This is a genomic window from Coriobacteriia bacterium (assembly GCA_030652115.1).
GTDB lineage: Bacteria > Actinomycetota > Coriobacteriia > Anaerosomatales > Anaerosomataceae > UBA6100.
Genome location: JAUSBK010000004.1, coordinates 26,165 through 49,554, shown reverse-complemented (window position 1 = coordinate 49,554; position 23,390 = coordinate 26,165). Strand labels below are relative to the sequence as shown.

Annotated in this window: 24 protein-coding genes and 6 tRNA genes; 5 read left to right on the top strand and 25 right to left on the bottom strand. The window is 65.7% G+C overall.

Features of this window, described 5'->3' with window-relative positions; genetic code table 11:
* Position 1: 1 nt before the first annotated feature.
* The 11 genes from pheS to Q7W51_03835 all read right to left on the bottom strand — a co-directional run bounded on the left by pheS (position 2) and on the right by Q7W51_03835 (position 11,087).
* Positions 2-1,063 (bottom strand): phenylalanine--tRNA ligase subunit alpha, encoded by a 1,062-nt coding sequence (pheS, locus tag Q7W51_03885; protein ID MDO8847509.1) that lies wholly within the window; start codon positions 1,061-1,063, stop codon positions 2-4.
* 353 nt (positions 1,064-1,416) lie between these two features.
* The gene (locus tag Q7W51_03880) at positions 1,417-1,812 is read right to left on the bottom strand and encodes a signal peptidase I (GenBank protein ID MDO8847508.1); all 396 of its coding nucleotides are present in this window, start codon (positions 1,810-1,812) and stop codon (positions 1,417-1,419) included.
* Positions 1,793-2,275 (bottom strand): TasA family protein, encoded by a 483-nt coding sequence (locus Q7W51_03875; protein ID MDO8847507.1) that lies wholly within the window; start codon positions 2,273-2,275, stop codon positions 1,793-1,795. The genes Q7W51_03880 and Q7W51_03875 overlap by 20 nt, the downstream gene beginning before the upstream one ends.
* Positions 2,276-2,500: 225 nt before the next feature.
* Entirely contained in the window at positions 2,501-2,860 is a 360-nt protein-coding gene (gene rplT, locus Q7W51_03870) for a 50S ribosomal protein L20 (GenBank protein ID MDO8847506.1), read from the bottom strand.
* 37 nt (positions 2,861-2,897) lie between these two features.
* Complete coding sequence (gene rpmI / locus Q7W51_03865; protein ID MDO8847505.1) at positions 2,898-3,095, bottom strand: 50S ribosomal protein L35; 198 nt, start codon at positions 3,093-3,095, stop codon at positions 2,898-2,900.
* A gap of 9 nt (positions 3,096-3,104) precedes the next feature.
* Positions 3,105-3,731 (bottom strand): translation initiation factor IF-3, encoded by a 627-nt coding sequence (infC, locus tag Q7W51_03860; GenBank protein MDO8847504.1) that lies wholly within the window; start codon positions 3,729-3,731, stop codon positions 3,105-3,107.
* A 237-nt stretch (positions 3,732-3,968) separates the two neighbouring features.
* Positions 3,969-4,586 (bottom strand): hypothetical protein, encoded by a 618-nt coding sequence (locus Q7W51_03855; GenBank protein MDO8847503.1) that lies wholly within the window; start codon positions 4,584-4,586, stop codon positions 3,969-3,971.
* A 28-nt stretch (positions 4,587-4,614) separates the two neighbouring features.
* On the bottom strand, positions 4,615-6,531 hold the full coding sequence (gene thrS / locus Q7W51_03850; protein ID MDO8847502.1) for a threonine--tRNA ligase: 1,917 nt from the start codon (positions 6,529-6,531) through the stop codon (positions 4,615-4,617).
* A gap of 51 nt (positions 6,532-6,582) precedes the next feature.
* Complete coding sequence (locus Q7W51_03845; protein MDO8847501.1) at positions 6,583-7,029, bottom strand: zinc ribbon domain-containing protein; 447 nt, start codon at positions 7,027-7,029, stop codon at positions 6,583-6,585.
* A gap of 103 nt (positions 7,030-7,132) precedes the next feature.
* Positions 7,133-8,434 (bottom strand): Mur ligase family protein, encoded by a 1,302-nt coding sequence (locus Q7W51_03840; protein MDO8847500.1) that lies wholly within the window; start codon positions 8,432-8,434, stop codon positions 7,133-7,135.
* 1 nt (position 8,435) lies between these two features.
* Positions 8,436-11,087, bottom strand: a complete 2,652-nt coding sequence (locus tag Q7W51_03835) for a valine--tRNA ligase (GenBank protein ID MDO8847499.1) — start codon at positions 11,085-11,087, stop codon at positions 8,436-8,438.
* Positions 11,088-11,286: 199 nt separating this feature from the next.
* On the opposite strand from Q7W51_03835, the gene Q7W51_03830 reads away from it, so the two are divergent.
* Positions 11,287-11,505: a hypothetical protein gene (locus Q7W51_03830; protein MDO8847498.1), complete on the top strand. Its 219-nt coding sequence runs from the start codon at positions 11,287-11,289 to the stop codon at positions 11,503-11,505.
* 68 nt (positions 11,506-11,573) lie between these two features.
* Here Q7W51_03830 and clpX read toward each other — a convergent pair whose 3' ends face one another.
* The 4 genes from clpX to Q7W51_03810 all read right to left on the bottom strand — a co-directional run bounded on the left by clpX (position 11,574) and on the right by Q7W51_03810 (position 14,897).
* Positions 11,574-12,827: an ATP-dependent Clp protease ATP-binding subunit ClpX gene (gene clpX, locus Q7W51_03825; protein MDO8847497.1), complete on the bottom strand. Its 1,254-nt coding sequence runs from the start codon at positions 12,825-12,827 to the stop codon at positions 11,574-11,576.
* A 9-nt stretch (positions 12,828-12,836) separates the two neighbouring features.
* Entirely contained in the window at positions 12,837-13,448 is a 612-nt protein-coding gene (locus Q7W51_03820) for an ATP-dependent Clp protease proteolytic subunit (protein ID MDO8847496.1), read from the bottom strand.
* Complete coding sequence (gene tig, locus Q7W51_03815) at positions 13,445-14,749, bottom strand: trigger factor (protein ID MDO8847495.1); 1,305 nt, start codon at positions 14,747-14,749, stop codon at positions 13,445-13,447. Before tig ends, Q7W51_03820 begins: the two co-directional genes overlap by 4 nt.
* Positions 14,750-14,812: 63 nt before the next feature.
* Positions 14,813-14,897: transfer RNA gene (locus Q7W51_03810), tRNA-Leu, on the bottom strand.
* A 242-nt stretch (positions 14,898-15,139) separates the two neighbouring features.
* Here Q7W51_03810 and Q7W51_03805 point away from each other — a divergent pair.
* The 4 genes from Q7W51_03805 (at position 15,140) to Q7W51_03790 (ending at position 17,715) form a co-directional block, all read left to right on the top strand.
* Entirely contained in the window at positions 15,140-15,712 is a 573-nt protein-coding gene (locus tag Q7W51_03805; protein MDO8847494.1) for a hypothetical protein, read from the top strand.
* Positions 15,696-16,643, top strand: coding sequence for a 4Fe-4S binding protein (locus tag Q7W51_03800; protein ID MDO8847493.1), 948 nt, complete (start codon positions 15,696-15,698; stop codon positions 16,641-16,643). Before Q7W51_03805 ends, Q7W51_03800 begins: the two co-directional genes overlap by 17 nt.
* A complete protein-coding gene (locus Q7W51_03795; GenBank protein MDO8847492.1) occupies positions 16,640-16,849 on the top strand; it encodes a hypothetical protein in 210 nt (69 codons plus the stop codon). Before Q7W51_03800 ends, Q7W51_03795 begins: the two co-directional genes overlap by 4 nt.
* A 74-nt stretch (positions 16,850-16,923) precedes the next feature.
* Positions 16,924-17,715, top strand: coding sequence for an ion transporter (locus Q7W51_03790; protein ID MDO8847491.1), 792 nt, complete (start codon positions 16,924-16,926; stop codon positions 17,713-17,715).
* Positions 17,716-17,816: 101 nt separating this feature from the next.
* Here Q7W51_03790 and Q7W51_03785 read toward each other — a convergent pair.
* From Q7W51_03785 to murI, 10 genes are all read right to left on the bottom strand, one after another.
* Positions 17,817-17,892, bottom strand: a tRNA-Lys gene (locus tag Q7W51_03785).
* Between the two features lie 111 nt (positions 17,893-18,003).
* Positions 18,004-19,698, bottom strand: a complete 1,695-nt coding sequence (locus Q7W51_03780) for a formate--tetrahydrofolate ligase (protein ID MDO8847490.1) — start codon at positions 19,696-19,698, stop codon at positions 18,004-18,006.
* A gap of 108 nt (positions 19,699-19,806) precedes the next feature.
* Positions 19,807-19,883: transfer RNA gene (locus Q7W51_03775), tRNA-His, on the bottom strand.
* A gap of 11 nt (positions 19,884-19,894) precedes the next feature.
* Positions 19,895-19,971: transfer RNA gene (locus tag Q7W51_03770), tRNA-Arg, on the bottom strand.
* 92 nt (positions 19,972-20,063) lie between these two features.
* Positions 20,064-20,139: transfer RNA gene (locus tag Q7W51_03765), tRNA-Gly, on the bottom strand.
* A gap of 6 nt (positions 20,140-20,145) precedes the next feature.
* A tRNA-Pro gene (locus Q7W51_03760) sits at positions 20,146-20,222 on the bottom strand.
* 113 nt (positions 20,223-20,335) lie between these two features.
* Entirely contained in the window at positions 20,336-20,950 is a 615-nt protein-coding gene (gene rdgB, locus Q7W51_03755) for an RdgB/HAM1 family non-canonical purine NTP pyrophosphatase (protein ID MDO8847489.1), read from the bottom strand.
* Positions 20,937-21,686: a ribonuclease PH gene (gene rph, locus Q7W51_03750; GenBank protein ID MDO8847488.1), complete on the bottom strand. Its 750-nt coding sequence runs from the start codon at positions 21,684-21,686 to the stop codon at positions 20,937-20,939. Before rph ends, rdgB begins: the two co-directional genes overlap by 14 nt.
* Positions 21,687-21,700: 14 nt before the next feature.
* The gene (locus Q7W51_03745) at positions 21,701-22,450 is read right to left on the bottom strand and encodes an MBL fold metallo-hydrolase (GenBank protein ID MDO8847487.1); all 750 of its coding nucleotides are present in this window, start codon (positions 22,448-22,450) and stop codon (positions 21,701-21,703) included.
* Positions 22,441-23,364: a glutamate racemase gene (gene murI / locus Q7W51_03740; GenBank protein MDO8847486.1), complete on the bottom strand. Its 924-nt coding sequence runs from the start codon at positions 23,362-23,364 to the stop codon at positions 22,441-22,443. Before murI ends, Q7W51_03745 begins: the two co-directional genes overlap by 10 nt.
* Between the last annotated feature and the right edge of the window lie 26 nt (positions 23,365-23,390).

The window sequence follows — 23,390 nt, the reverse complement described above, 5'->3', positions numbered from 1 at the left end:
GCTAGAACTGGTGGAGAAAGCGCGTGTCGCCTTCGACGAACAGGCGGAGGTCCGGCACGCCGTACTTGAGCATGGCGATCCGCTCGGCACCCATGCCGAACGCGAAGCCCGTGTACCGCTCCGGATCGATGCCCACGTAGCCGAAGACGTTGGGGTCGACCATGCCGCAGCCGAGGATCTCCAGCCAGCCTTCGCCACTGCAGGTCCGGCACCCCGAACCGCCGCAGATCCCGCACGAGACGTCCACTTCGGCGGAAGGCTCCGTGAACGGGAAGAAGTGCGGCCGCAAACGGACGCGACGGTCCGGACCGAACATCTGATGCACGAAGTGCTCGAGCGTGCCCTTAAGGTCGCCGAGGGTGATCCCCTCGTCGACGACAAGACCCTCCACCTGGGTGAACTGCGGCAGATGGCTGGGGTCGGCCACATCGCGGCGATACACCTTGCCGGGGGCAAGCACGTAGATCGGTGGCTTCTGCGACTCCATGATATGCACCTGCGTCGGGCTCGTGTGCGTACGGAGGAGCACGTCGCTCTCGCCTTCGACGACAGCACTATCGCCGGAGAGGTCCTTCACGTAGAAGGTGTCCTGCAGCGCGCGCGCCGGGTGGTCCGGCGGGTGGTTGAGGGCCGTGAAGTTGTAGTAGTCGAGTTCGACCTCCGGACCTTCGGCGACCTGATAGCCGAGCCCCGAGAAGATGTCCACGATCTCATCCACGATCTGCCCGATCACGTGCTGGCGGCCAACCGGGTGATGGCGACCCGGAAGAGTCACATCCACGGCCTCGGCAGCGATGCGCGCTGCCCGGCCCACGCCCTCCAGCGCAGCCCTCTTGGACTCGAGCGCCTCTTCGAGGGCCTGCCGGACCTCGTTTGACACCTTGCCCACCGCCGGACGCTCCTCGGCCGACAGAGCGCCGAGACCGCGCAGCACCGCGGTGAGAGAGCCCTTCTTGCCGAGGTAGGCGATGCGAACGGCTTCGAGCTGCTCGGGAGCAGCAGCTTGTTCGACCGCGTCGAGCGCCTCGGCCTCGAGCGTTCGCAAATCGTCGGTGATCGTCATGCGTCTCACTTCTCCATTCACGAGAAAGGGAGCCGTTCCGTCCTCACTCACAAGGACGGGAACGACTCCCGCGGTACCACCTTGCTTGACCGGCTCATCGCCGACCCGCTCGTCTCCGCACCGCCTGTCCCACGCGCTGCGGGACCGGGTCTTTACCCCGGCTGCCCGGTAACGGGGGCTCCGGCTTGCCTACTGGGCCCACAGGACCGTTCAGTTCGCAGCTGATGGAGTGAACCGCGGTGCTGCCGCCCCGGGGCCCTTGCAGTCGGGAGGCCCCTCCCTGGCGAGCCGGCATTCTCGCGCCGCGTCTTCTCCGTTATCGCCTGTTGTGCGATTGGTACGACAGTCTAGCATCAGTCACACCGAGCGGCCAACGCATGGACGGCGCGCCCTGCCGGAAGGATCAGGAGCACCTCGCCTCGCACATCACCCGCCGCCACCGGCTCACTATCCACCGACTCGTTCGCATCACCACGCGTCTTGAGCGTTCCGTCGCGCAGAAGCGCCGCAACGCGATGCACGACCAGGGATTCCCGATGCTCGAACACCACCAGATCGCCGTTGTTCGGCGTGTCGGCTCCCTTCCGGTAGACGATCAGGTCGCCCGGATACAGCGCAGGCTCCATCGAGCCCCCCTCGACATACAGGATACCGTGCGTCCAACCAAGCGCGATCAGCGTCGCCGCAAGCAGCGCCTCAGTGCATCGCCGCAGACCGGCGTGACGGCCCTCAGTGCGTCTGCTCGGCATCGATGTAGACCGATGCCTTCACGTAGTCGCCCTGCAGGTCGTTCCCTGCGTCGGCAGGCAGCGTGATCGCATACGTGAGTGTGGCACTGCCGCCCGCACCGACGCGCACCGGCGCCGTGCGCATGGCTGACAGCGGACCGTTGTAGAGCTCGCTGCCGGCGCACGTGACCCGGCACTGCAGCGCGTTCCAGAAGTCGGTGATGCCTGCCTTCTTGGCGGCGCTGGTGACCGCGTCGAAACCGAGCGATCCGGTGTTCCGCACCTCGATCGTCCGGCTCACGGTCTCGCCCGGCGCCAGCGCGTCGATCGTGAGCGGCGCGGACGTAGGCTCGGCCGAGATCGCGACCATGCCTGCGGTGATCACGCTGTCCTTCACCTCGGTCTGCGCCGTGAAGTAGGCGCGCGCGCCGCCCATCGACAGCATGGCTGCGACGATCGCCGCATAGATCAGTACTCGCTTCATCTCTCCTCCTCATAAGTGGCCGCCGAGGGGAGCGGCTGTGTCCGACATGGCGCGGGGCCCCGCAGACCACATGATGGAGGGAGGACCGGAGCCTGAACGAAGCGAGACGTAAGCGCGAGGTCAACGTATCGCCGACCGGCGTTGGACGATGCGGTGCGTAGCCTGGGGACGCACGAAGGCCCCGCATGGGCGGGGCCTTCGATCGCGTACCGATCTTGCGCGTGTCTAGGCGCTCTGCGCGGCCTTCGCGACCTCGGCGAGCTTGGCGAACCCGGCCGGATCGTTCACGGCCATATCCGACAGCACCTTGCGGTCGAGCGTGACCTCGGCCTTCTTGAGGCCGTTCATAAACACCGAGTAGGACAGGCCGTTGATGCGGGCCGCGGCGTTGATGCGGGTGATCCACAGGCGGCGGATCTCGCGCTTCTTGTTCCGACGATCGCGGTACTGATACTGCAGCGAGTGCTGCACCTGCTCCTTGGCGCTCTTGTACCGGCGGCTGCGGTCACCGTAGTAACCCTTGGCCTGCTCGAGAACGGTACGACGCTTCTTCTTTGCGGTGACTGCACGCTTCACCCTGGGCATCTTCGATCACTCCTTGAAGGAATATGCGAGCGTCGGATTAGCCGATGCCCAGCTGCTTCTTGATGACGTCTGTATCCGCCTTGTGCACAAGTCCGTCGTGACGGAAGTTGCGCTTACGCTTGGGGCTCTTCTTCTCGAGGATGTGGCTCTTGAAGGCCTTCGCCCGCTTGATCTTGCCGGTACCCGTGAGCTTGAAGCGCTTCGCGGTACCCTTGTGGGTCCTCATCTTGGGCATGCGTCTCTCCTATTCCTCAGCGTCCGGCGCTTCGGTGACTGCGTCGTCCGCGTCAGCGGTCTCGTCCTTGGCCGACTTCGGCTTCACGATATCCTTCTTGGTCGGCGCCACGAGCATGAACATGTTGCGACCTTCAAGCTTCGGCTTGCTCTCAACGAAGGCGAGTTCCGCGATCTCGCTCTCCAGCTTCTCGAGGATCGCGAGCCCGCGCTCCGCGTGAACCATCTCACGACCGCGGAACATGATCGTGACCTTGACCTTCGCACCGGCCTCCAGGAAGCGCACGACGTGCTTCTTCTTGGTCTCGTAGTCGTGGATGTCGATCTTGGGGCGGAACTTGATTTCTTTGATCTCGACCCGCGTCTGGTTCTTGCGAGCCTTCTTGGCCTTCTGCTCCAGTTCGTACTTGTACTTGCCGTAGTCCATGATCTTGCAGACCGGCGGGTCTGCACTCGGCGCGATCTCCACGAGATCGAGCGCGGCCTCATCGGCCATTCTGAGCGCATCCTCCATCATGAAGATGCCGAGCTGCTCTCCGTCTTCGCCGATCAGACGGCAGCGCGGTACCCTGATCCGGTCGTTGAGCCTGGGCTCTGTCGTGCTGATAGCGTCACCTCCGGTGAACGGGGGCCCCAAAATGGCCCCTTCAATCAAGAAACGTCCCGCGGCGCACTCGGCCGTCGGGACGTCTGAGCGGGCGGGACGCATCTGCGCCCGCTCACTTCATCTGACCAGACAGCTGCACTGCTGTGCGCCGGCAGGTGGGGACCTATGCTCGACCCCGAGGGGCGGGGTCCCACTTCATCTCTATGCGGTTTGTAAGCCCGCTCACTATAGCGACCGGTCGTGAGCGTGTCCAGCCGCGTGGTCGGCTCACCCCTCGGTGCCCGGGTCCTCCTCAGCTGGTACCTCACCTGCGAACTCCTCGGCGGCACCCGTGTCGCCTTCGGGGATGCCTTCGGCGACCGCCCACCGGAGCGTCGGGCTCGCGAGCGCCAGGTCCGACTCCCCGCGCAGTGCGGCGCGGAACGTGAGCGCATCTCCGAACCGATCCGTGAGGTTCGTCTGCACAGCGATCGTGAGCGTCCGGCGCACGCGATCGGTGAGGTTGGGCAGGTAGTCGTGCGGGTCGACCGGGTCCTCGCCCGCCGAATACGGCAGCACGCCCATCAGCGTCCGGAACGCGAGCACGCCGAGTGCGTAGACGTCTGCGCGCACGTCGGCTGGCTTGCCGTCCAGCTGCTGCGGCGAGAGATACGCCTGCGCCTCGGCGTATTCCGCGGCCTCCGGCGCCGGTATGATCTCGACCTTGCCGGGGCCGGTAACAAAGACACGGCCCGGGTGAAGCGCGCCGTCCGCGGTATTCGACCGGTGCATTTCGCCCACCCGCTGTAGCAGCGCGTCGAGCAGCGCGAGGCCCTCACCGAGCGGCAATCGCTCGTGCGTGGCAAGGTAGTCGGCCAGCGTACGTCCCGCGAGTTCGTCGCTCATGACGCCCCCTCACGACTGGTGGTGTGCCCTACGGCCGCTCGGCGCGTACTCTCACTGCGAACTCGTCTACGCCCATCGCGCCGATGTCGCCCGCAAGCCGCTCGCGCACGCCCACGGTGTCGGACTCGATTTCCTTGTCCCCCACCACGAGCATGTACGGAACCTTCTGCTGCTGCGCCTTGGCGATCTTCACGCGCATGGGATCGTTGTCGGCATACACCTCGGCACGTACTCCGGCCTTGTTGAGCCGCACGCGCACCGCGTCGCAGTGCTCGAGGTGCCGATCGGCGATCGGAATGATCACGGCCTGCACCGGCGCAAGCCACGTGGGGAACGCGCCGGCAGTATGCTCGATGAGGATGCCGAAGAAGCGCTCCATCGAGCCGAAGATGGCCCGGTGCAGCATGAACGGCCGCTCCTCGGTGTTCTCGGCGGTGCGGTAGGTGATGTCGAAACGCTCCGGGTTGTTGAAGTCCACCTGGATCGTCGAGAGCTGCCAGATGCGGCCGATGGCGTCCTTCACCTTGATGTCGATCTTGGGCCCGTAGAAGGCGCCGTCGCCCTCGTTGATCTGGTACGACAGCCCCCATTCCTCGAGCGCGGTCATGAGCGCCTTGGTCGCCAGCTCCCAGTCCGCGTCGCTGCCCACCGACTTCTCGGGCTTGGTCGAGACCTCGGCTGTGTACTCGAAGCCGAAGGTGTCCATGATGAACTTCACGATGTCGAGCATCGCCTTGACCTCAGGCACGATCTGCTCGCCGGTGCAGAAGATATGCGCATCGTCCTGGGTGAACCCACGGGCGCGCATGAGGCCGTGCACCACGCCGCTCTTCTCGTGGCGGTAGACCGTGCCGAACTCGAAGAGACGCATCGGCAGATCGCGGTACGAGCGCACATCGGCACGGTAGACCAAGAGCGCACCGGGGCAGTTCATCGGCTTGACTGCGTAGTCGGTCGGCTCCTTGCCCTCCCCCTCGTCGATCTGGAAGGGGTACATGTTCTCCTGGTAGTAGTCCCAGTGACCGCTCGTCTTCCACACGTCGGCCTTGTAGATGTGCGGCGTGCGGATCTCCTCGTAGCCGCGTTCGTACAGGTCGGCGGAGAGCCACTCGATGAGCTCGTGGAGCACGCGGGCGCCCTTCGGGTGGTAGAGCACCAGGCCGCTACCCGCGAGTTCGTCGAAGTGGAACAAGTCGAGCTCCTTGCCGAGCTTGCGGTGATCGCGCTTCTCGGCCTCCTCGAGGCGCGTCAGGTACGCCGCGAGGTCCTTCTCGGAGAACCACGCGGTGCCGTAGATGCGCTGCAGCATCGGGCGTGTCGAGTCGCCGCGCCAGTAGGCGCCGGCGACCTTCATCAGCTTGAACGCCTTGATCCACCCCGTGTGCGGAACGTGCGGGCCGCGGCACAGGTCGGTGAAGATGCCCGAGGTGTACGCCGAGAGCTCCTCGGCGTCCGGGAGATCTGCGATCAGCTCGAGCTTGTACGGCTGGCCGTCGAAGACGCGCTCGGCCTCGAGCTTGTCGAGCACCGTGCGCTCGAACGGCTGCTCCTCGGCCACGATCGCACTCATGCGGTCCTCGATCGCGCCGAGGTCCTCGGGCGTGAACGTGCGGTCGATCTCGATGTCGTAGTAGAAGCCGTCCTCGACCGCCGGCCCGATGCCGAACTTCGCGAGCGGGAAGAGCTGCTTGATCGCCTCGGCCATGACGTGCGCCGCCGAGTGACGCAGCAGCTCGAGGGCCTCGCCGCTGCGCTCGGTGATGATCTCGATCCGCGCGCCGTCGATCACCGTAGCTCGCATGTCCACCATTCGACCGTCGATGCGGCCGGCGAGTGCCGCCGCCGCGAGACGCGAGCCGATCTTCTCGGCAACGTCGAGCACGGTCGCACCTTCGGGGACGCCAAGCGCGCTGCCGTCCGGCAGCGTGACGGAGATCTCGGGCATGATGCATGTCCTTTCGCAGGAGCGTGCGGCCCGCTCGCGCGGGCAGTCAGGCTACTGCTTCGTCTTGCAGTACGGGCAGACCTGCCAGTCGAGCTTCAGCGGCTTGGTGCAGCTGATGCACTCCTTGCGGAGCTTCTTCATGCACGACGGACAGATGAGGAAGTCGGGCTCTATCGGCTTGAAGCATGCGGGACACGTTGCCGCTTCACGCTGGAGCTCAGCCTCCCGGGCGCGGATCTCAAGCTCGCGCTCCCGTGCATCCTCGGCATATTCGGGCGGACGGACGACCATGTAGATCATCCAGCCTAAGACGTTGAAGAGCAGCACCACAAGCGCCCAGAACCACGGCATCGCACCGCGCCGCTCGGAGTCGCGCCACGTCCAGAAGATGAGAGCCACCGAGAAGACCACGAAGAAGAGCAGGCATAGGTTGCTGGCGAGCTTGACCGCCGCACTGTTGATGATCGGGTCGAGAATCTCGCCGAACAGATCGTCCATGCCGTCCCCCTCCGGGTGTGTGTGCGCGCTCCGAGTGCGACCCCCGGTCTGATGACGAACGCGGAGGCTACCGGGATTCTAGCAGAACCGGGCCCGGGTACACCTAGCGCACGAAGAGAGCACGCACCGCACCGGCGGTGTAGAGACTGCCCGTGGCCACAACGCCCCGCCCCGATATCCCGGCAGCAAGCAGCGCCGCCTCGAGCGCGGGCTCGACCACCGGTGCCACGCCGGTCACAGCCTCGACGATCGCTGCAAGCGCCCCGGCCTCCATGCAGCGCGGGGATCCGTTCTCGGTCACGACGAACGCGTGCGCCACCGGGGTGAGCGCACGAATGATGCCCTCGGCGTCTTTGTCCGAGAAGATCGCAAGCAGCACGACCGGCAGCTTCTCGCCGAACGCCTCCCGTATCGCCGTGGCAAGCATCTCGGCAGCCTGCGGGTTGTGCGCGCCGTCGATGACCAGCGGCGGGTCATCGCGCAGGAGCTCGAAGCGGCCGGGGAAGCGAAGAACCTTCGACAACTTCTCGGCTGCGTCGTCGGGCCCAACATCCCAAAGCGCGCCTCCCACAGCTGCCATCGCAGTGGCGACATTGGGAGCCTGGTACGAGGGCGCGCGCAAGGTCGCGCGGCGGGTTTGAACCCCATGCACGCTCACGTCGACCGTGAGCGTGCCCCCGGGAGTCCTGGGCCGTCGCACGATCTGCCAGGTCACGTCGGGATTCGGCCCGACGCCGACCCGCATCACATAGGGGCTCGCCATCTGAATCGCCCGGTTCTCGAAGATGTGGTCCACGCCCTCGCAACCAGGCCCGATGATCGCGAGAGAACCCCGCTTGATGATGTACGACTTGTCAACGGCGATCTCCTCGCGCGTAGCTCCGAGGCGATCGGTGTGGTCGAGTCCCACGCCGGTGATCACGGCTACCTGGGGATCCACCACGCTCGTCGCGTCCCACCGGCCGCCCATTCCCACTTCGAGCACGGCCCATTCCACGCGATGGGCCTTGAACAGGATGAACGCGGCGGCGGTGAGAAGCTCGAACTCGGTGAACTCCCTCTCGAGCGACCCGGCTGCGGTGAAGACCTCGCTGAGGGCGCGCGCCAGTGCGTCCTCGGTCACCGACACCCCGTCGATCTCGAAGCGCTCGGTGTAGGAGATGAGGTGGGGGCTCGTGTAGGCCCCGGACGTGTGGCCCATGGCCGCGAGAGCGGCCCCGATCATGCGAACCACCGACGTCTTGCCGTTCGTTCCGGTCACCTGGATGCAGCGAAACGACGTCTGCGGCATGCCGAGGGCCCGCGTGAGAGACCGGATGCCCTCAAGGGACGGGTTGATGCCGAACTTCAGCGCCTCACCCAGCCGGGCGATCGCCTGCTCGTACGTGAGTTCGCCGGCAGTCATCTCAGTCAGCAAGCTCCGCGAGCTGGCCGGTCAGCTTGGTGATCGTCGCGGAGAGCTCCCCTGCCTTCGCGCGGTCCTTCTCGATGATCTCCGGCGCCGCCTTGGCGAGGAACCCCTCGTTGGAGAGCTTCTTCGTGAGCCGGCCGAGGTCCTCTTCGGCCCTGGCGAGTTCTGCCGCGATGCGCGCGCGCTCTGCGGCGAAGTCCACGAGTCCTTCGAGCGGCACGAACACGGTCATATCGCCCGCCACGAAGACCGCCGAATGCGGCGGCTTGACCGCGTCCACACCCGCGCTGAAGTCGGTGACCCCGGCGAGCGACTTCATGTGCCCGAACTCCTCCTGCACCCAGGTGTTGTCCGCGTCGCCGGCGGTCTTGAACTCGACCCGCAACCCCTGCTTCGGCGAGATGCCGTAGCGGGCGCGAACGGCGCGGACGCCCACCACAAGCTCCACCAGCCTGCCGATCGAGCGTTCGGCGTCTTCGTCGCGGTACTCCGCGAGCACGACCGGATCGGGCCATGCGGCGATCATGAGCGCTGCGGTGCGGTCCGCTTCGGCAAGCGGCAAACGGCCCCAGATCTCCTCGGTCACGAACGGCATCATCGGATGCAGGAGCCTGAGCGCGTGATCGAGCACGAATACGAGATTGCGAAGCACCGTCTGCCGGGCATCGCCACCTGCGGCAAGGCGTGGCTTTGCGAGCTCGATGTACCAATCGCAGAACTCGTTCCAGAAGAACTCGTACAGCGCGCGTGCGGTCTCGCCGAACTCGTAGGCGAGCAGCCCCTCGTCCACGCGTGCCGAGAGATCCGCCAGACGCGAGAGTATCCACGCGTCGGCCACCGATTCGACAACCGGCTGCCCGGGCACGAAGTCCTCGCCAAGGTTCATCAGCACGAAGCGGCTCGCGTTCCAGATCTTGTTCGCGAAGTTGCGGCTCGAGGCCAGCTTGTCCTCGGCGAACTTGATGTCCTGGTTGCCGGTGACCTGCAGCATGAGGCCGAAGCGCATGCCGTCGGCGCCGTAGTGGGCCATGAGGTCGAGCGGATCCACGCCCGTGCCGAGCGACTTACTCATCCGCTTGCCTTCGGCGTTGAATACGGTCGGGTGGATGATGACGTCTTTGTACGGGACGTCGCCGACGAAGTACAGACCGCTCATGATCATGCGCGCGACCCACAGGAAGAGGATGTCGCGGGCCGTTGAGAGCACGGTCGTGGGATAGAAGAAGTCGAGCTCGGGCGTCTCGTCCGGCCAACCGAGGGTCGCGAACGGCCAGAGCTGCGACGAGAACCATGTGTCCAGCACGTCCTCGTCCTGGCGCACGGGCGACCCGCATTCCGGGCACTTCCCGAGATCCTCCATGCTCGCTTTGGTGAGTCCGCATGCATCGCAGTAGTACACGGGGATGCGGTGGCCCCACCAGAGCTGACGGCTGATGCACCAGTCGCGGATGTTCTCCATCCAGTGGTAGTAGACGTTCTCCCACCGCCGGGGGTGGAAGATCACCCGCTCGCTTCGCACAACCTCGATCGCGGGAGCCGCGAGCGGTTTCATGTCCACGAACCACTGGTCCGAAAGCCACGGCTCCACCACGGTGTGACAGCGATAACAGTGTCCGACCGCGTGGACGTGATCGTCGATGCCGACGAGCAGCCCTGCTGCCTCAAGATCGGCAACGATGCGCGTGCGAGCCTCGTAGCGGTCGAGGCCCTCGTAGGGGCCACCCTCGGCAGTGATCGTCGCATCCGCGTTGAGGACGTTGATCTTCTCGATCCCATGCCGTTCGGCGATGTCGAAGTCGTTCGGGTCATGGGCGGGGGTCACCTTCACTGCGCCCGTGCCGAACGACGGATCGACGTACGCATCCGCAACGATCGGGATCTCGCGACCGAGCAGTGGCAATACGACGGTGGCGCCGACAAGACCCGTGTAGCGCTCATCGTCGGGATGCACCGCGACGCACGTGTCGCCGAGCATCGTCTCGGGCCGGGTCGTCGCAACGATCAGATGATCACGTCCGGCCACCGGCTCCTTGAGCGGGTAGCGGATGTGCCAGAGGTGGCTGTCGAGCTCCTCGTGTTCCACCTCGATGTCCGAAAGCGCGGTCGCGCAACGCGGACACCAGTTGATGATGCGCTTGCCGCGGTAGATGAGCCCGCTATCGAACCAGTCCACGAACACCCTGCGCACAGCACGCTGATACGCTTCATCCATCGTGAAGTGCTCGTCGGCGTAGTCGCAGCTGCACCCCATCCGCTTGAGCTGCTCGATGATGATGCTGCCGTGCTGCTCGCGCCACTCCCAGCACATCTCGATGAAGCGCTCGCGACCCACGTCATTGCGCGACAGACCCTCCGCCGCCAGCTTCTGCTCCACCTTGTTCTGGGTGGCGATGCCGGCGTGATCGGTGCCGATGACCCAGCGAGTGGGGCGCCCGGTCATACGCGAGCGCCGGATCACCACGTCCTGGATGGTGTTGTTGAGCGCGTGGCCCATGTGAAGCGAGCCGGTGACGTTCGGCGGCGGGATGACCACCGTGAACGGCGCCTCCCCCTCCGGAGCCTGGGAGAAGTAGCCCCCCTCGGCCCAGAGGCCGAAGATGCGTCCCTCAACGGCGTCCGGCTCGTATGCCGATGGCATCTGGGTCATGGGCTGCGCGACATCCTCTCGAACAGAAGGCTGAATCTGGATTCTACGACAAAGCGGTCAATCGCTCACTTACGCTCATCGCGGCCAAGCGCGCCGCTGGGGAGACAGGCGGACGGAATGCGACCGCATCGAGCCGTTATGGGCAATAATGTGAGTGAAGGCACAAGGGCACGCGCACGGAGAGGCGGCTGATACGACCATGGCAGACTGCGAACTTCTCACAACCTGTCCGTTCTTCAACGACCAGATGGCTGAGATGCCTTCGATGTCGAACATCATCAAGGACCGGTACTGCAAGGGCAGCAACACGATGTGCGCGCGTCACATGGTGTTCCGTGTCCTCGGGCGTGAGGCGGTTCCCAAGGACCTCTATCCCAGCCAGGTCGAACGTGCCGACGAGATTATCGGCAAAGCATAGTCCGCTCTACCTACGAAACGCGAAGGGCCCCGGGATCCGGGGCCCTTTTCATGGTCACAATCCTACCGCTATGCGCTCGCGTCCTTGGCTCCGTGGAGCGTTTGCACGGGCTCCATGGTGCCGAGCACCACGTCCTCGGTGATCGTCACGCGCTCCACGTCCTCACGACTCGGCAGCTCGTACATGGTGTCGAGCAGCAGATTCTCGAGGATCGAGCGTAGGCCCCGGGCACCCGTCTGACGCGCGATGGCCTGCGTGGCCACCTCGCGCAGGGCTTCGGGGGTGAACACGAGATCCACGCCTTCCATCTCGAACAGCCGGCGGTACTGCCGCACGAGCGCGTTCTTGGGCTCGGTCAGGATCCGGACCAGTTCGTCCTCATCGAGCTCCTCGACGTGCGCCGTCACCGGAATGCGCCCGATGAACTCGGGAATCAGCCCGAACTTGTGAAGGTCCTCGGGCAGCACCTGCGCGAGCAGGACGCCAGTGTCGTGCTGATCAGCCTCGTGGATCTCGGCGCCGAAACCGACGCCCTTCTTACCGATGCGGTCCGCGACGATCTTCTCAAGACCCACGAACGCGCCGCCAAGAAGGAACAGCACGTTGGTGGTGTCGATCTTGATGAGCTCCTGCTGCGGATGCTTCCGGCCGCCCTGGGGCGGCACCGAGGCCTCGGTGCCCTCGATGATCTTGAGCAGCGCCTGCTGCACGCCCTCGCCGGAAACGTCGCGGGTGATCGAGAGGTTCTCGGCCTTGCGCGCTATCTTGTCGATCTCATCGATGTAGATGATGCCGACCTCGGCGCGGGGGATGTCGAAGTCCGCAGCGGTGATGAGCTTGAGCAAGATGTTCTCGACATCCTCGCCCACGTAGCCCGCCTCGGTCAGCGTAGTAGCATCCGCGATGGCGAACGGCACCTTCAGGATGCGCGCCAGGGTCTGCGCAAGCAGCGTCTTGCCGCAGCCTGTGGGGCCGAGCAGCATGATGTTGCTCTTGGCGATCTCGACCGTCTCGGCCTCGTCGGCGGCGCAGCGCATGCGCTTGTAGTGGTTGTAGACGGCGACCGAAAGCGTCTTCTTCGCGAGGTCTTGCCCGACGACGTAGTCGTCCAGTGCCGCAAGGATCTCCCTGGGCGTGGGCAGGTCACCAGCGGGGGCCTCGGCTGTGGGCTCGATCGCTTCCTCGTCGACGATCTCACAGCACAGGTCGATGCACTCGTCGCAGATGTAGACGTTCGGGCCCGCTACGAGCTTGCGCACCTGGTGCTGCGGCTTGCCGCAGAAGGAGCAGACGAGCCGCTCGTTGTCGTCGTGACGGTCCATCGGCACCTATCAGCCTTCCTTAGCAGCGCGCTTCTCGAAGACGTCGTCGATGATACCGTACGCCTTCGCCTCCTCGGCCGTCATGATGTTGTCGCGCTCGGTGTCGACATGGATCTTCTCTATCGACTGTCCTGTGTGCTGGGACATGATGCGATCGAGCGCGTCGCGGATGCGTAGCATCTCCCTGGCCTGGATCTCGATGTCGGTCACCTGACCCTGCGTGCCGCCCCACGGCTGGTGGATGAGGATGCGGCTGTTGGGAAGCGCGAAGCGCTTGCCCGCCGCCCCCGATGCGAGCAGCACGGCCGCAGCCGAAGCGCACTGGCCGATGCAGATCGTCGAGACATCCGAGCGGATGTACTGGATCGTGTCGTACATCGCCAGCGCCGAGGTGACTGAGCCGCCCGGCGAGTTGATGTACAGGCTGATGTCTTTGCCGGGATCCTCGCTCTCGAGGTGCAGGAGCTGGGCGATGACGAGGTTCGCGCTGATATCGTCGATCTCGGTGCCGAGGAAGACGATGCGCTCGTTCAGAAGACGAGAGAAGATGTCGAAGCTGCGCTCGCCTCGCGACGTCTGCTCGACGACGATTGGCACGAGCGCCCTGGGGGCGTTGGTCATGACGGCTCCTCCTCCACGACGGTCACCGAATCGATCAGCCACTTCAGCGCCTTGCGGTGCATGATCTGCTCGCGCATGATCGGCAGCGCGCCGTTGGCGACCAGGCTCTCCCGAAGCTTCAGCGCTTCGGTCTCGTCGCCGCTAACGATCTCGCGGATCGCGTCATCCATATCGCTTTCGCTGACCGTCAGGGCCTGGGCGCGGAACAGGGCTTCAAGCGCCAGTTCCTCGCGCACGCGCACGGCCGCCTGGTCCTTGAGGTCGCTCTGAAGCTTGTCGGGCGTGATCCCGGTCATCTGCAGGTAGTCCTGGATGGAGACGTTGCGCTCCTGGAGCGTCTCCAGGAAGTCGCCGAGCATCGAGTTCGCACGGCCGTCGATCATCTCCTGCGCAACGTCGCCCTCGAGCCGCTCGACGAGCTCGCGAACCGCCGCGATCTCGATCTCACGCATGTGCGCCGCTTCTTTCGTCTCATCGAGGCCCTTGCGGACGTCCGCACGGTAGTCCTCCATCGAGTCGAATCCGCCGGCGCTTGCGGCGAACTCATCATCGAGTTCCGGCAGGACCTTCGTCTTCACCTCGTGCACTTCGATCTCAAAGCGAGCCTGCTTGCCGACGAACTCCTCGTTCGAGCTCGTGTCGGGGATCTCGAACTCGGCGACCGTCGAGGCGCCGGGCTTCGTTCCCACGAGCGCCGCATCAAACTCGGACGGCATCATGCCGCGGCCGAGCTCGTAGAGGTACTTGTCGACGGTGTTGCCTTCGTACGCCTCGCCGTCCACGGTACCCACGAAGGAGATGAGCGCGAAGTCATTTCCCCCTACCGGCTGGTCCGCCACCTCGAGCGTGGCGAACCGCTCGCGGGTGGACTCGATCTGCGCGTCTACCTCGCGGTCGGAGGCCGTCCGCGCGGGCACGGTCACCGTGAAGTCGTCGGCCTTCGCCAAGGTGAGCTCCGGGCGCAGCGACACCTCGGCGGTGTACGTGTAATCCTGTCCCGGCTCGACGAGATCGAGCTCACCCACGTCGGGCTGGCCGAAGGTGAGGATGTCCTCCTGCGAGATGGCGCGGCTGTAGGAGTTGGAGACGACCTCCTCCTGGGCCTCGGCAAGAACGGCGTCGCGACCGACGTGCGTGTCGATGACGGGCCGCGGCGCGTGGCCGGGGCGAAAGCCGGGGATGCGTAGCTTGGTGCCGACGGCCACATACGCCTTGTCGATGGCCGAGTCGACCTCGGCTGCCGGCACGGTGATCGTGAGCTTCACGCGGTCGCCTTCGAGGCGTTCAACGCTGGTCTGCAAGGGTCCTCCTTCTAATGTCACTACGATCGCGAGCACGTCCAGTGCCCGGGGAACGCGTTATCGTGGTGCGGGCGAGAGGACTCGAACCTCCACGAGTTTCCTCACCGGGACCTAAACCCGGCGCGTCTGCCAGTTCCGCCACGCCCGCGTGGTGAATCGCCCGACAATGATAGCAGAGGGCGCAGGCAGCCACCCGACGCCTGACTCGATGCTGTGCGACCACGGCTCGGGTGACGATCGGCCATGCAGGCAGAGGGCCTTTGCGCGGAGTGACAGTGGCGGCTTTCGGGCACAAACCCCCCTGAACGACGCGGGTAGGGCCCGCGTCGTTGTAGCGAAGGTCGACTACGCTGGACTAGCCGGCACTGGGACACTGATTGGGAGGGCGCCGTGGCCGATCCCAAGCGCACGCACAAGGTCCTCTGGTTCATCGCGACCATGACAGTCGTGTTCGCGGCCGGCTACTACCGGCAGACCATTCAGACCGGCGAATCCGTGCATTTCGCCCTCAACTACCCCGCCGAGGGGGACGAGACCGGCGGCCTTGGCGCATTGGGCGCGGACGGGAAGCTCGTAGTCCAGGTGGAAAAGGTCAGCCCGATCAAGAAGCTTCTGCAGCCCAACGTCTTCAACCTCTCTTCTCATTGGCTGCGCAACGTGGGCGACACACCGCGGCATATCAGGCTCGAACTCGAAGGGTTCAATTACCCGGTCCGCTGGGAGTCGACAGACAAGACCTGGGACGAGGAGACTCACTCGATCGGTCGCATCCTCGAACCAGGCGAGGACGTCACCGTGGACTGGTTCGTTACACTCCCCCGCCCCGTGCCCACCGATGACGTGATCATCGAGGGCGCGATCGTGGTGATCGACGCGGACACAGGCGAGCGACTCACCGTCTTTCCGGTCAAGTTCATGGGAGGCGACGCAGTTATCGGCGAGGGCGGTGACTGTTGTGGCTAGCGCGGGGTTGGACGCACCGAAGGCGAGTGCGGGTGGCGTCAAGCGGAACCGTCTCTGGCGCCTCGGCTTCTTCTTCGTCGGCCTGATCCTGTTCTATGCACCGTTCGCGCTCATCGCCCGGATCGCGGGCGCTGTCTTCCCGGGCACGATGCCCGCCACATGGGTGTCTGACGTTCACACGGCATGCTTGCGCATGCCGATCGGCTGGATGGCGCAGCCGTGGATGTGGGGAGCGCTCGAGAGCAATCCCCTCTACTACCTTCCGATCGTGATCCTGCCGCTTGCCGCAATCGCGGGCGCGCCGCTGTTCTGTGGCTGGCTCTGCCCCGCCGGGGCTTTCCCCGAGTTCCTCGGACGGTTGGTTCCTGACCGCTTCAAGTGGGACCCCAAGGGTTCGGTCGAGATCACCGCGGTGCGCTATGGCTTCTTCACGGGCTTCCTGATCGTCCCCTTCATCGCCGCGAGCGTCTGCTGCTCCTTCTGCAACTTCACGTGGATGCAGAACATCGTGAGCGCGCTGACCGGCAACGTGAGTTCGTGGCTGTACGTGGCGACGACCGGTGTCGTCACGCTCGTGCTGTGGATCTTCGTGCTCGGAATCTTCACAAAGGGCGGGCGCGGCTGGTGTCTCTTCCTGTGTCCTTCGGGGGCCCTGATGAGCCTGGTTGCGGGCGCCACCTCCAAGGTCAAGTGGCTCACCCGCGTGCGCCATGACCCGTCGTCATGTACCGGCTGCGCAACCTGCGCCGAGGTGTGCCCGGTGCGTGCGATCGAGGTGACTGCTGCTGAGGCCCCGCCTGAGGGCACAGATGAGCCGGGCGGACCTGCCCTGGGCGACAACGTGAAGGTCAACCAGTATCTGTGCAACGCCTGCATGGACTGTGTCCGCGGGTGCCCGACCGGGTCCTTCCGCTACGGCGCGATGAGATGAGCCGCCCCTCCAAAGTGAAGCTGCTGTCGTTCGGCGGTGCGGCAGGCGCGCTCTGCGCGGCCGCAGTTGTTGTCCGGGTGGCCTGCCCGGGCCAGTGTGTGGCCTGCGGCGCGTGCAACACGACACTGATCCCGGCCGCCAGCTCGGCGCTTGCCGTTGGCGCCGCACTCGGCGGATCGTATCTGTCGAAGCGACGACGCCGCTAGAAACAGCACAACTGTGCGACACAGGAGTCGAGCGGGTGGGGATTCCCTGCCCCTTGCGGGGTAAGACATCCTTCATGGACACAGACACCCGTTACCGAACGGCCCAGAAGAACGCGTACGAGGCCCTCGAGACAGACGAGGGGCAGGAGAAGTACTTCGGCTTACGCGCCTTCCTCGCCGTGCTCATCGTGCTCAACCTGATCTCAGTGGCCCTGAACACGGTGCCGTGGATCGTCGAGCGCTACGCCGTACCCCTCATCGCTTTCGAGATCTTCGCCGTCGCGGTCATCACGATCGAGCTGTCGGTGCGGGTGTGGGCCTGCACCGTCGATCCGAAGTACTCACACCCGGTGCTGGGACGGCTTCGCTATCTCATCCGGCCGATCACCCTTGTCGACCTCCTGTCGATAGCCCCGTCGTACTTCTCGCTGTTCGCACTCGACCTGCGATTCCTGAGAACCTTGAGGCTCGTTCGCCTGCTGCGGGTACTCAAACTCGGTCGATACTCGGAGGGTCTCGGTCGGCTCGATGACGTCATCTGGCGCAAGCGCGGCGAGTTGGTCTCATCGTTCCTGCTGATAGTCATCTTGCTGACGCTTGTGTCCGGGCTCATGTACTTCGCCGAGCACGAGGCCCAACCCGAAGCGTTCGCGACCCTTCCCGAGGCCATCTGGTGGTCAACGCTGATGATGACGGGCGAGTTCACCGTCACGCCGATGGCGTTCTTTGGCCGAGTGCTGGGAATGGTGATCGCGATCCTGGGCGTCGGGCTGTTCGCGCTTCCCGCCGGCATCATCGCCTCCGGCTTCCTGGAACAGCTGAACGACCAGCGGCCTGGTGCGGACGAAGGCAACCGACCGGCATAGCCAGCTCCCCATACCACCGTGATGTCCGGCTCGTCCGCTGGCTAATCCAGGGTCGATAGCAGAAAACCGGCCCCGTGGGACCGGCTCTCCTTGAGTACGTATGGTGGGCCGTATAGGGATCGAACCTATGACCTTGGGATTAAGAGTCCCCTGCTCTACCAGCTGAGCTAACGGCCCGAACGCTCGCATATTGTACCTGCTGCTGCGCTGAATGCAAATGGCCGCCCGAGCGAGCGCGAGCGCGCTCCCATGCGGCCGTACAGTCCCGGCTCAATCCTATCTAGCCGGCTACGACAGCCCCACCACATTGCCCTCGGCATCGATGTCGATGTGCTCGCCGGCTGGCTTACCCGGCAGGCCGGGCATGGTGGTGATGTCGCCGCAGAGCGCGTAGACGAACCCGGCACCTGCCGAGACACGCACATCGCGCACCGGCAGGCGCCATCCAACCGGCGCGCCCTTGAGCTTCGAGTCGTGACTGAGCGACAGGTGCGTCTTGGCCATGCACACCGGCAGCTCGCACAGCCCCGCGTCGCTGATGGCCTGCATCGCCTTCGATGCTTCAAAGGAGAAGTCGACACCGCTTGCGCCGTAGATCCGCGTAGCGATCGACGCGATCTTCTCCCGGATGGGCGCATCACTCGGGTAAGAGAACGTGAGCGACGACGGCACCTCGCATGCAAGCGCCACCGCCTCGGCGAGTGCAAGCCCGCCGCGCGCGCCCTCGGCGTGCATGTGATGCGTCACCACGTCGAACGCTCCAGCCCCCCGAGCCGCTTCGCCGATGAGTGCGTGCTCGGCGGGTGTGTCGGTCGGGAACGTGTTGATGGCCACGACCACCGGGATGCCGAAGGAACGCACGTTCTCGATCTGCTTCACGAGGTTCGGCATACCGGCCGTGAGCGCATCGAGGTCCTCAGCTAGCAGCGCCGGGTCGAGCGGGCGCCCGGGCTTGACCTCGAACCGGCCCGAGTGCGCCTTGAGCGCGCGCACCGTGCACACGAGCACCGCCGCGTCCGGCTCCAGGCCCGAGGCACGGCACTTGATGTTCACGAACTTCTCCGCGCCCATGTCGGCGCCAAAACCGGCTTCGGTGATCACGTAGTCGGCGACCTTGAGCGCGATGCGGTCGGCCACGATCGAGCTGTTCCCGTGCGCGATGTTGGCGAACGGCCCCGCATGCACGAACGCCGCGCCACCATCGAGGTTCTGCATCAGGTTCGGCTTGATGGTCTCTTTCATGAGCACGGTCATCGACCCTGCGACCTTGAGGTCCTCGGTGGTGACCGGCGCACCCTCGAAGGTCCGGCCGACGATGATGCGCCCGATTCGCGCACGGAGGTCTTGAACGTCTTCGGCCAGCGCGAGGATCGCCATGAGCTCGCTTGCCACGGTGATCTCAAAGTGCGACTCGCGCGGGTTGCCGTCGGTTCGCCCGCCGAGGCCGATCACCACGTTGCGCAGCGCGCGGTCGGAGATATCGAGCACCCGCGGCCAGCTGATGGCGTGCGGATCGATACCGAGTGCGTTGCCGTGGTAGATGTGGTTGTCGATGAACGCTGCGCACAGGTTGTGAGCAGCGGTGATGGCGTGCACGTCGCCGGTGAGGTGCAGGTTGATGTCCTCCATCGGCACCACCTGCGCGTACCCGCCTCCGGCAGCGCCACCTTTGATGCCGAAGACCGGCCCAAGCGATGGCTGGCGGATGCAGGCGACAGCCGTGTGCCCGCTCGCGCGGAAGGCTTCACCGAGCCCGACGGTGGTGAGCGTCTTGCCTTCGCCGAGCGGCGTGGGCGTGATAGCGGTGACGAGCACGTACCGGCCGTTCGGCGCGTCGGCCAGCCGCTCGAGGACCTTTAGCGTCACCTTCGCCTTGTAGCGCCCGTTTGGCTCCACTTCGTCGGCCAGGATGCCGAGTTCCTCGGCGACCTCGCGCGCGGGTCGTACGCTGGCGGCATGGGCGATCTCGATGTCTGAGAGCATGTACGGCTCCTCGGCCTGTGGCTGCGAAGACTCCCCAATGAGTGTAGCCGAGCGTCGCGGGTGCATAACACGACGGCCCGCACGAGGCGGGCCGTCGAGCACGTTTCATGGGGTGGGTAACGGGACTTGAACCCGCGGCCTCCGGAGCCACAGTCCGGCGCTCTAACCAACTGAGCTACACCCACCATGTGGTGGCTGGCACGCCCGGAGGGATTCGAACCCCCGACCTAGAGATTAGAAGTCTCCCGCTCTATCCAACTGAGCTACGGGCGCATATGCGGCGCCTCCGAAGTGCCGAGTGAGAACGGTACCTGCGGCGCCCTATGTTGTCAATCGGCCCGCACCGGGCGTGCCGAGGGTCACGCTGGAGCGGCGGACGGGACTCGAACCCGCAACAATCAGCTTGGAAGGCTGATGCTCTACCAATTGAACTACCGCCGCGAAAACTGGTCGGGCCGACAGGATTCGAACCTGCGACCCTCTGCTCCCAAAGCAGATGCGCTACCAAGCTGCGCTACGGCCCGACCTCGCTCTCGCGAAGCCCTCGCAGGCCCGTGCTCGAGAGCATCGCCCAGTATAGGGGCGAGCGCGAAAGCGGGCAAATCGCCGAAGCAGACCGCCGGAGGTGGCTAGCAGACTACCCGCCGAGCTGCGCCCGGAGCGCACGCAGAGCAGCACCGCGGTGGCTGATCTCGTTCTTCTCGGCAAGCGTGAGCTCGGCCATCGTGCGGCCGGGGCTCGCGACCGGCAGGAAGAGCGGGTCGTAGCCGAACCCGCCGATGCCGCGCGGCTCGAAACCGATCGCGCCCTCGCAGTCGCCCTCGGCGACCGTCTCGGTGCCGTCCTCGGCCACCAGCACCATCACGCTGCGGAAACGTGCGGTGCGTTCCGGTTTGGGAACCTCCTCCAGCTCGATCAGCAGGCGTGCGTTGTTCGCCGAGTCTCCGGCGCCGCAACAGTTGCCTGCGTACCGCGCCGAGTGGACACCCGGCGCACCGCCGAGGACGTCCACCTCAAGGCCGCTGTCATCGGCGAGCGCCGCGAGGCCGAACGCCTCGTGATACGCGTGCGCCTTGAGGCGCGCGTTTGCGATGAAGGTGGTGCCGGTCTCCTCGACCTCGAGCGGCTCGGCGCCGAGGTCGGCGGCGGTCACGAACTCCCACCCCTCGAAGGGAAGCGTCGAGCGGATCTCCTCGAGCTTGCCGCGGTTGGCGGTGGCCACCACGACACGCCGGGGCTCAGCCGCGCTCACTGAAGACCTCGACGTTGTCGGCCAACACGCGGCGCTGGATCTCCACGAGGCGTGCGATGCCGCCCGCTGCCAGGTCGACCAGCTCGTTCAGGCGGTCGCGGTCGAACGGTGTGCGCTCGCCGGTGCCCTGCACCTCGATGAAGCGGCCCTTGCCGTCGCAGACCACGTTCATGTCCACCTCGGCGACGCTGTCCTCGCGGTAGTCGAGATCGAGGCATACCACGCCATCCACAATGCCCACCGAGGTGGCTGCAACGTAGTCGAGAACCGGCAGATCGGTGATCTTGCCGGCCTCACGCCAGGTGGTGAGCGCATCGTGCACGGCGATGAAGGCGCCCGTGATCGCGGCCGTGCGCGTGCCGCCGTCGGCCTGGATGACGTCGCAGTCCACGTTGAGCGTGTGCTCGCCGCCGAGCCCGCCGAGGTCGATGACCGTGCGCAGCGAGCGTCCGATGAGCCGCTGGATCTCGTGAGTGCGGCCGCTCGGCGCCCCGGAGGCGACCTCACGCCGTGTCCGCGTGTGCGTGGACGCGGGGAGCAGCGAGTACTCGGCGGTCACCCAGCCCAGCCCGCTTCCCCGCCGCCAGCCGGCGACCGTGTCGGAGAACGTCGCGGCGCAGAGCACTTTCGTGTCGCCGAGTTCGAACAGGCACGACCCATGGGCGTGCTTGAGGTAGCGCCTGGTGATCGTGACGGGCCGCATCTGTGCGGTACTCCGGCCTTCGGAACGCTGCATGAAGGCGTCCTTCCCTACTCGATGTCGAGGGTATCCATCTCATCGGCCACGATAACACGGCCGCCGAAGGCCTCGCGTGCCTGCTCCGCCGCTTCGACGCGGTCCACGGTCGGCCAGAGGTGCGTGAGCACGAGCGTACGGGCGCCAGCCTCCTGCGCGAGCAGAGCCGCCTCGAAGGCGGTCATGTGCGGCGCGCGGCCTGCGTACGCCGGAGGAAGCGTCGCATCCGCCAACAACACCAACGCCCCGCTGGCCGCTGCCGCGACAGCGTCGCCCGCGCGCGTGTCGGAGGTGTAGCACAGCCGAGCATCGCCCTCGTCCACAACGAGCGCGAAGGTCGTGCCCACGTGGTCGACCGGATGCGGGGTCACCGTAAGCTTCCCAACGCGCACGGGGGCGCCCGGAGCCAGTTCGTGCACCTCAAAGGCCTCCGCCAATTCGTGCGCGCCGTGTTCCGTGAGCGCGCGCTGCATGAGCTCGAAGACGCCGGATGGCGCGTACAGCGGCAGCGGCGCCACCGGACCGGCGGGTGCGTACCTGAGCGCCGCCTGCAGCGCGTACACGTCAGCGAAGTGGTCCACATGCGCGTGACTGATGAACACCGCCGACAGGTGGGTTGGATCGATCACCTTGCCCAGGTTCGCCAGCACGCCGTTGCCGCAGTCCAGGAGGACCGAGGTCTCGCCCGACCGTACCAGGTGGCCCGAGCAGGCGCGCCCGGCATCCGGATACGATGCCGCGCTGCCGAGGACGGTTAGCTGCACGCGCCCTCCTCCTCGAAAGCGCGCTGCCGCTCGCGGAGCTCCCCGGTGACCATCGTCTCGAGTTCGGCGAGTTCCACGAACTCGGCAGATGCCACCCGGCGGCCCAGAACACGGGCGCCCAGCCCCGCGAACTCCTCAGCATCACCGGTGGTAGCGAAGGTCTCGGTCCGCTTCGCGCCGGACTCGGCAAGGTGGCCGCGTGCCTCGAGTGTCTCGGCAACCTCGCGTGCGGTCTCCTGGGCCGAGGAGATCAGTCGCACCTTGGGTCCCACGACCTGCTGGATGGGCGCCGCAAGCAGGGGAAAGTGCGTGCAGCCGAGCACCAGGGTGTCGATGCCGCTGCGCTTGAGCGGGTCGAGGTAGTCGCGCGCCATCTCGTAGAACGAGGGACGGATGTACACGTCGCCCGTCTCGGCGAGCCAGTCCTCGATGGTGCCTTCGCCGAGCCGCAGTCCCTGCTCCACGACGTCCACGAAGCGTGGCGTGGCCACCGAGAACACCGTGACCCCGGCATCCAGCGCACGGACCGCGGTGCTGTAGGCGCCCGACTCGACCGTGCCGACGGTCCCGATGACGCCCACGCGCCGGTTGACGGTGCTCTGCACGGCTGCGCGAGCACCCGGCTCGACGACCCCGAGAACCGGGACGTCGAAGACGCACTGCGCGAGGGGCAGTCCGGCGGCGGTGGCGGTGTTGCAGGCGATAACGATGAGCTTCACGCGCCGCTCAGTGAGCCACTGCCCGATCTGGAGCACGAACTCCCGCACTTCGGCGGGATCGCGGGGGCCGTACGGACAGCGCACCGTGTCGCCGAAGTAGATGACACTCTCGTCCGGAAGCGCGCGCATGATCTCACCCGCAACGGTGAGGCCGCCGAGACCGGAGTCGAATATGCCGATGGGGAGCTCTCGCATGCGCCTCAGTATAGCGGTCGCACGAC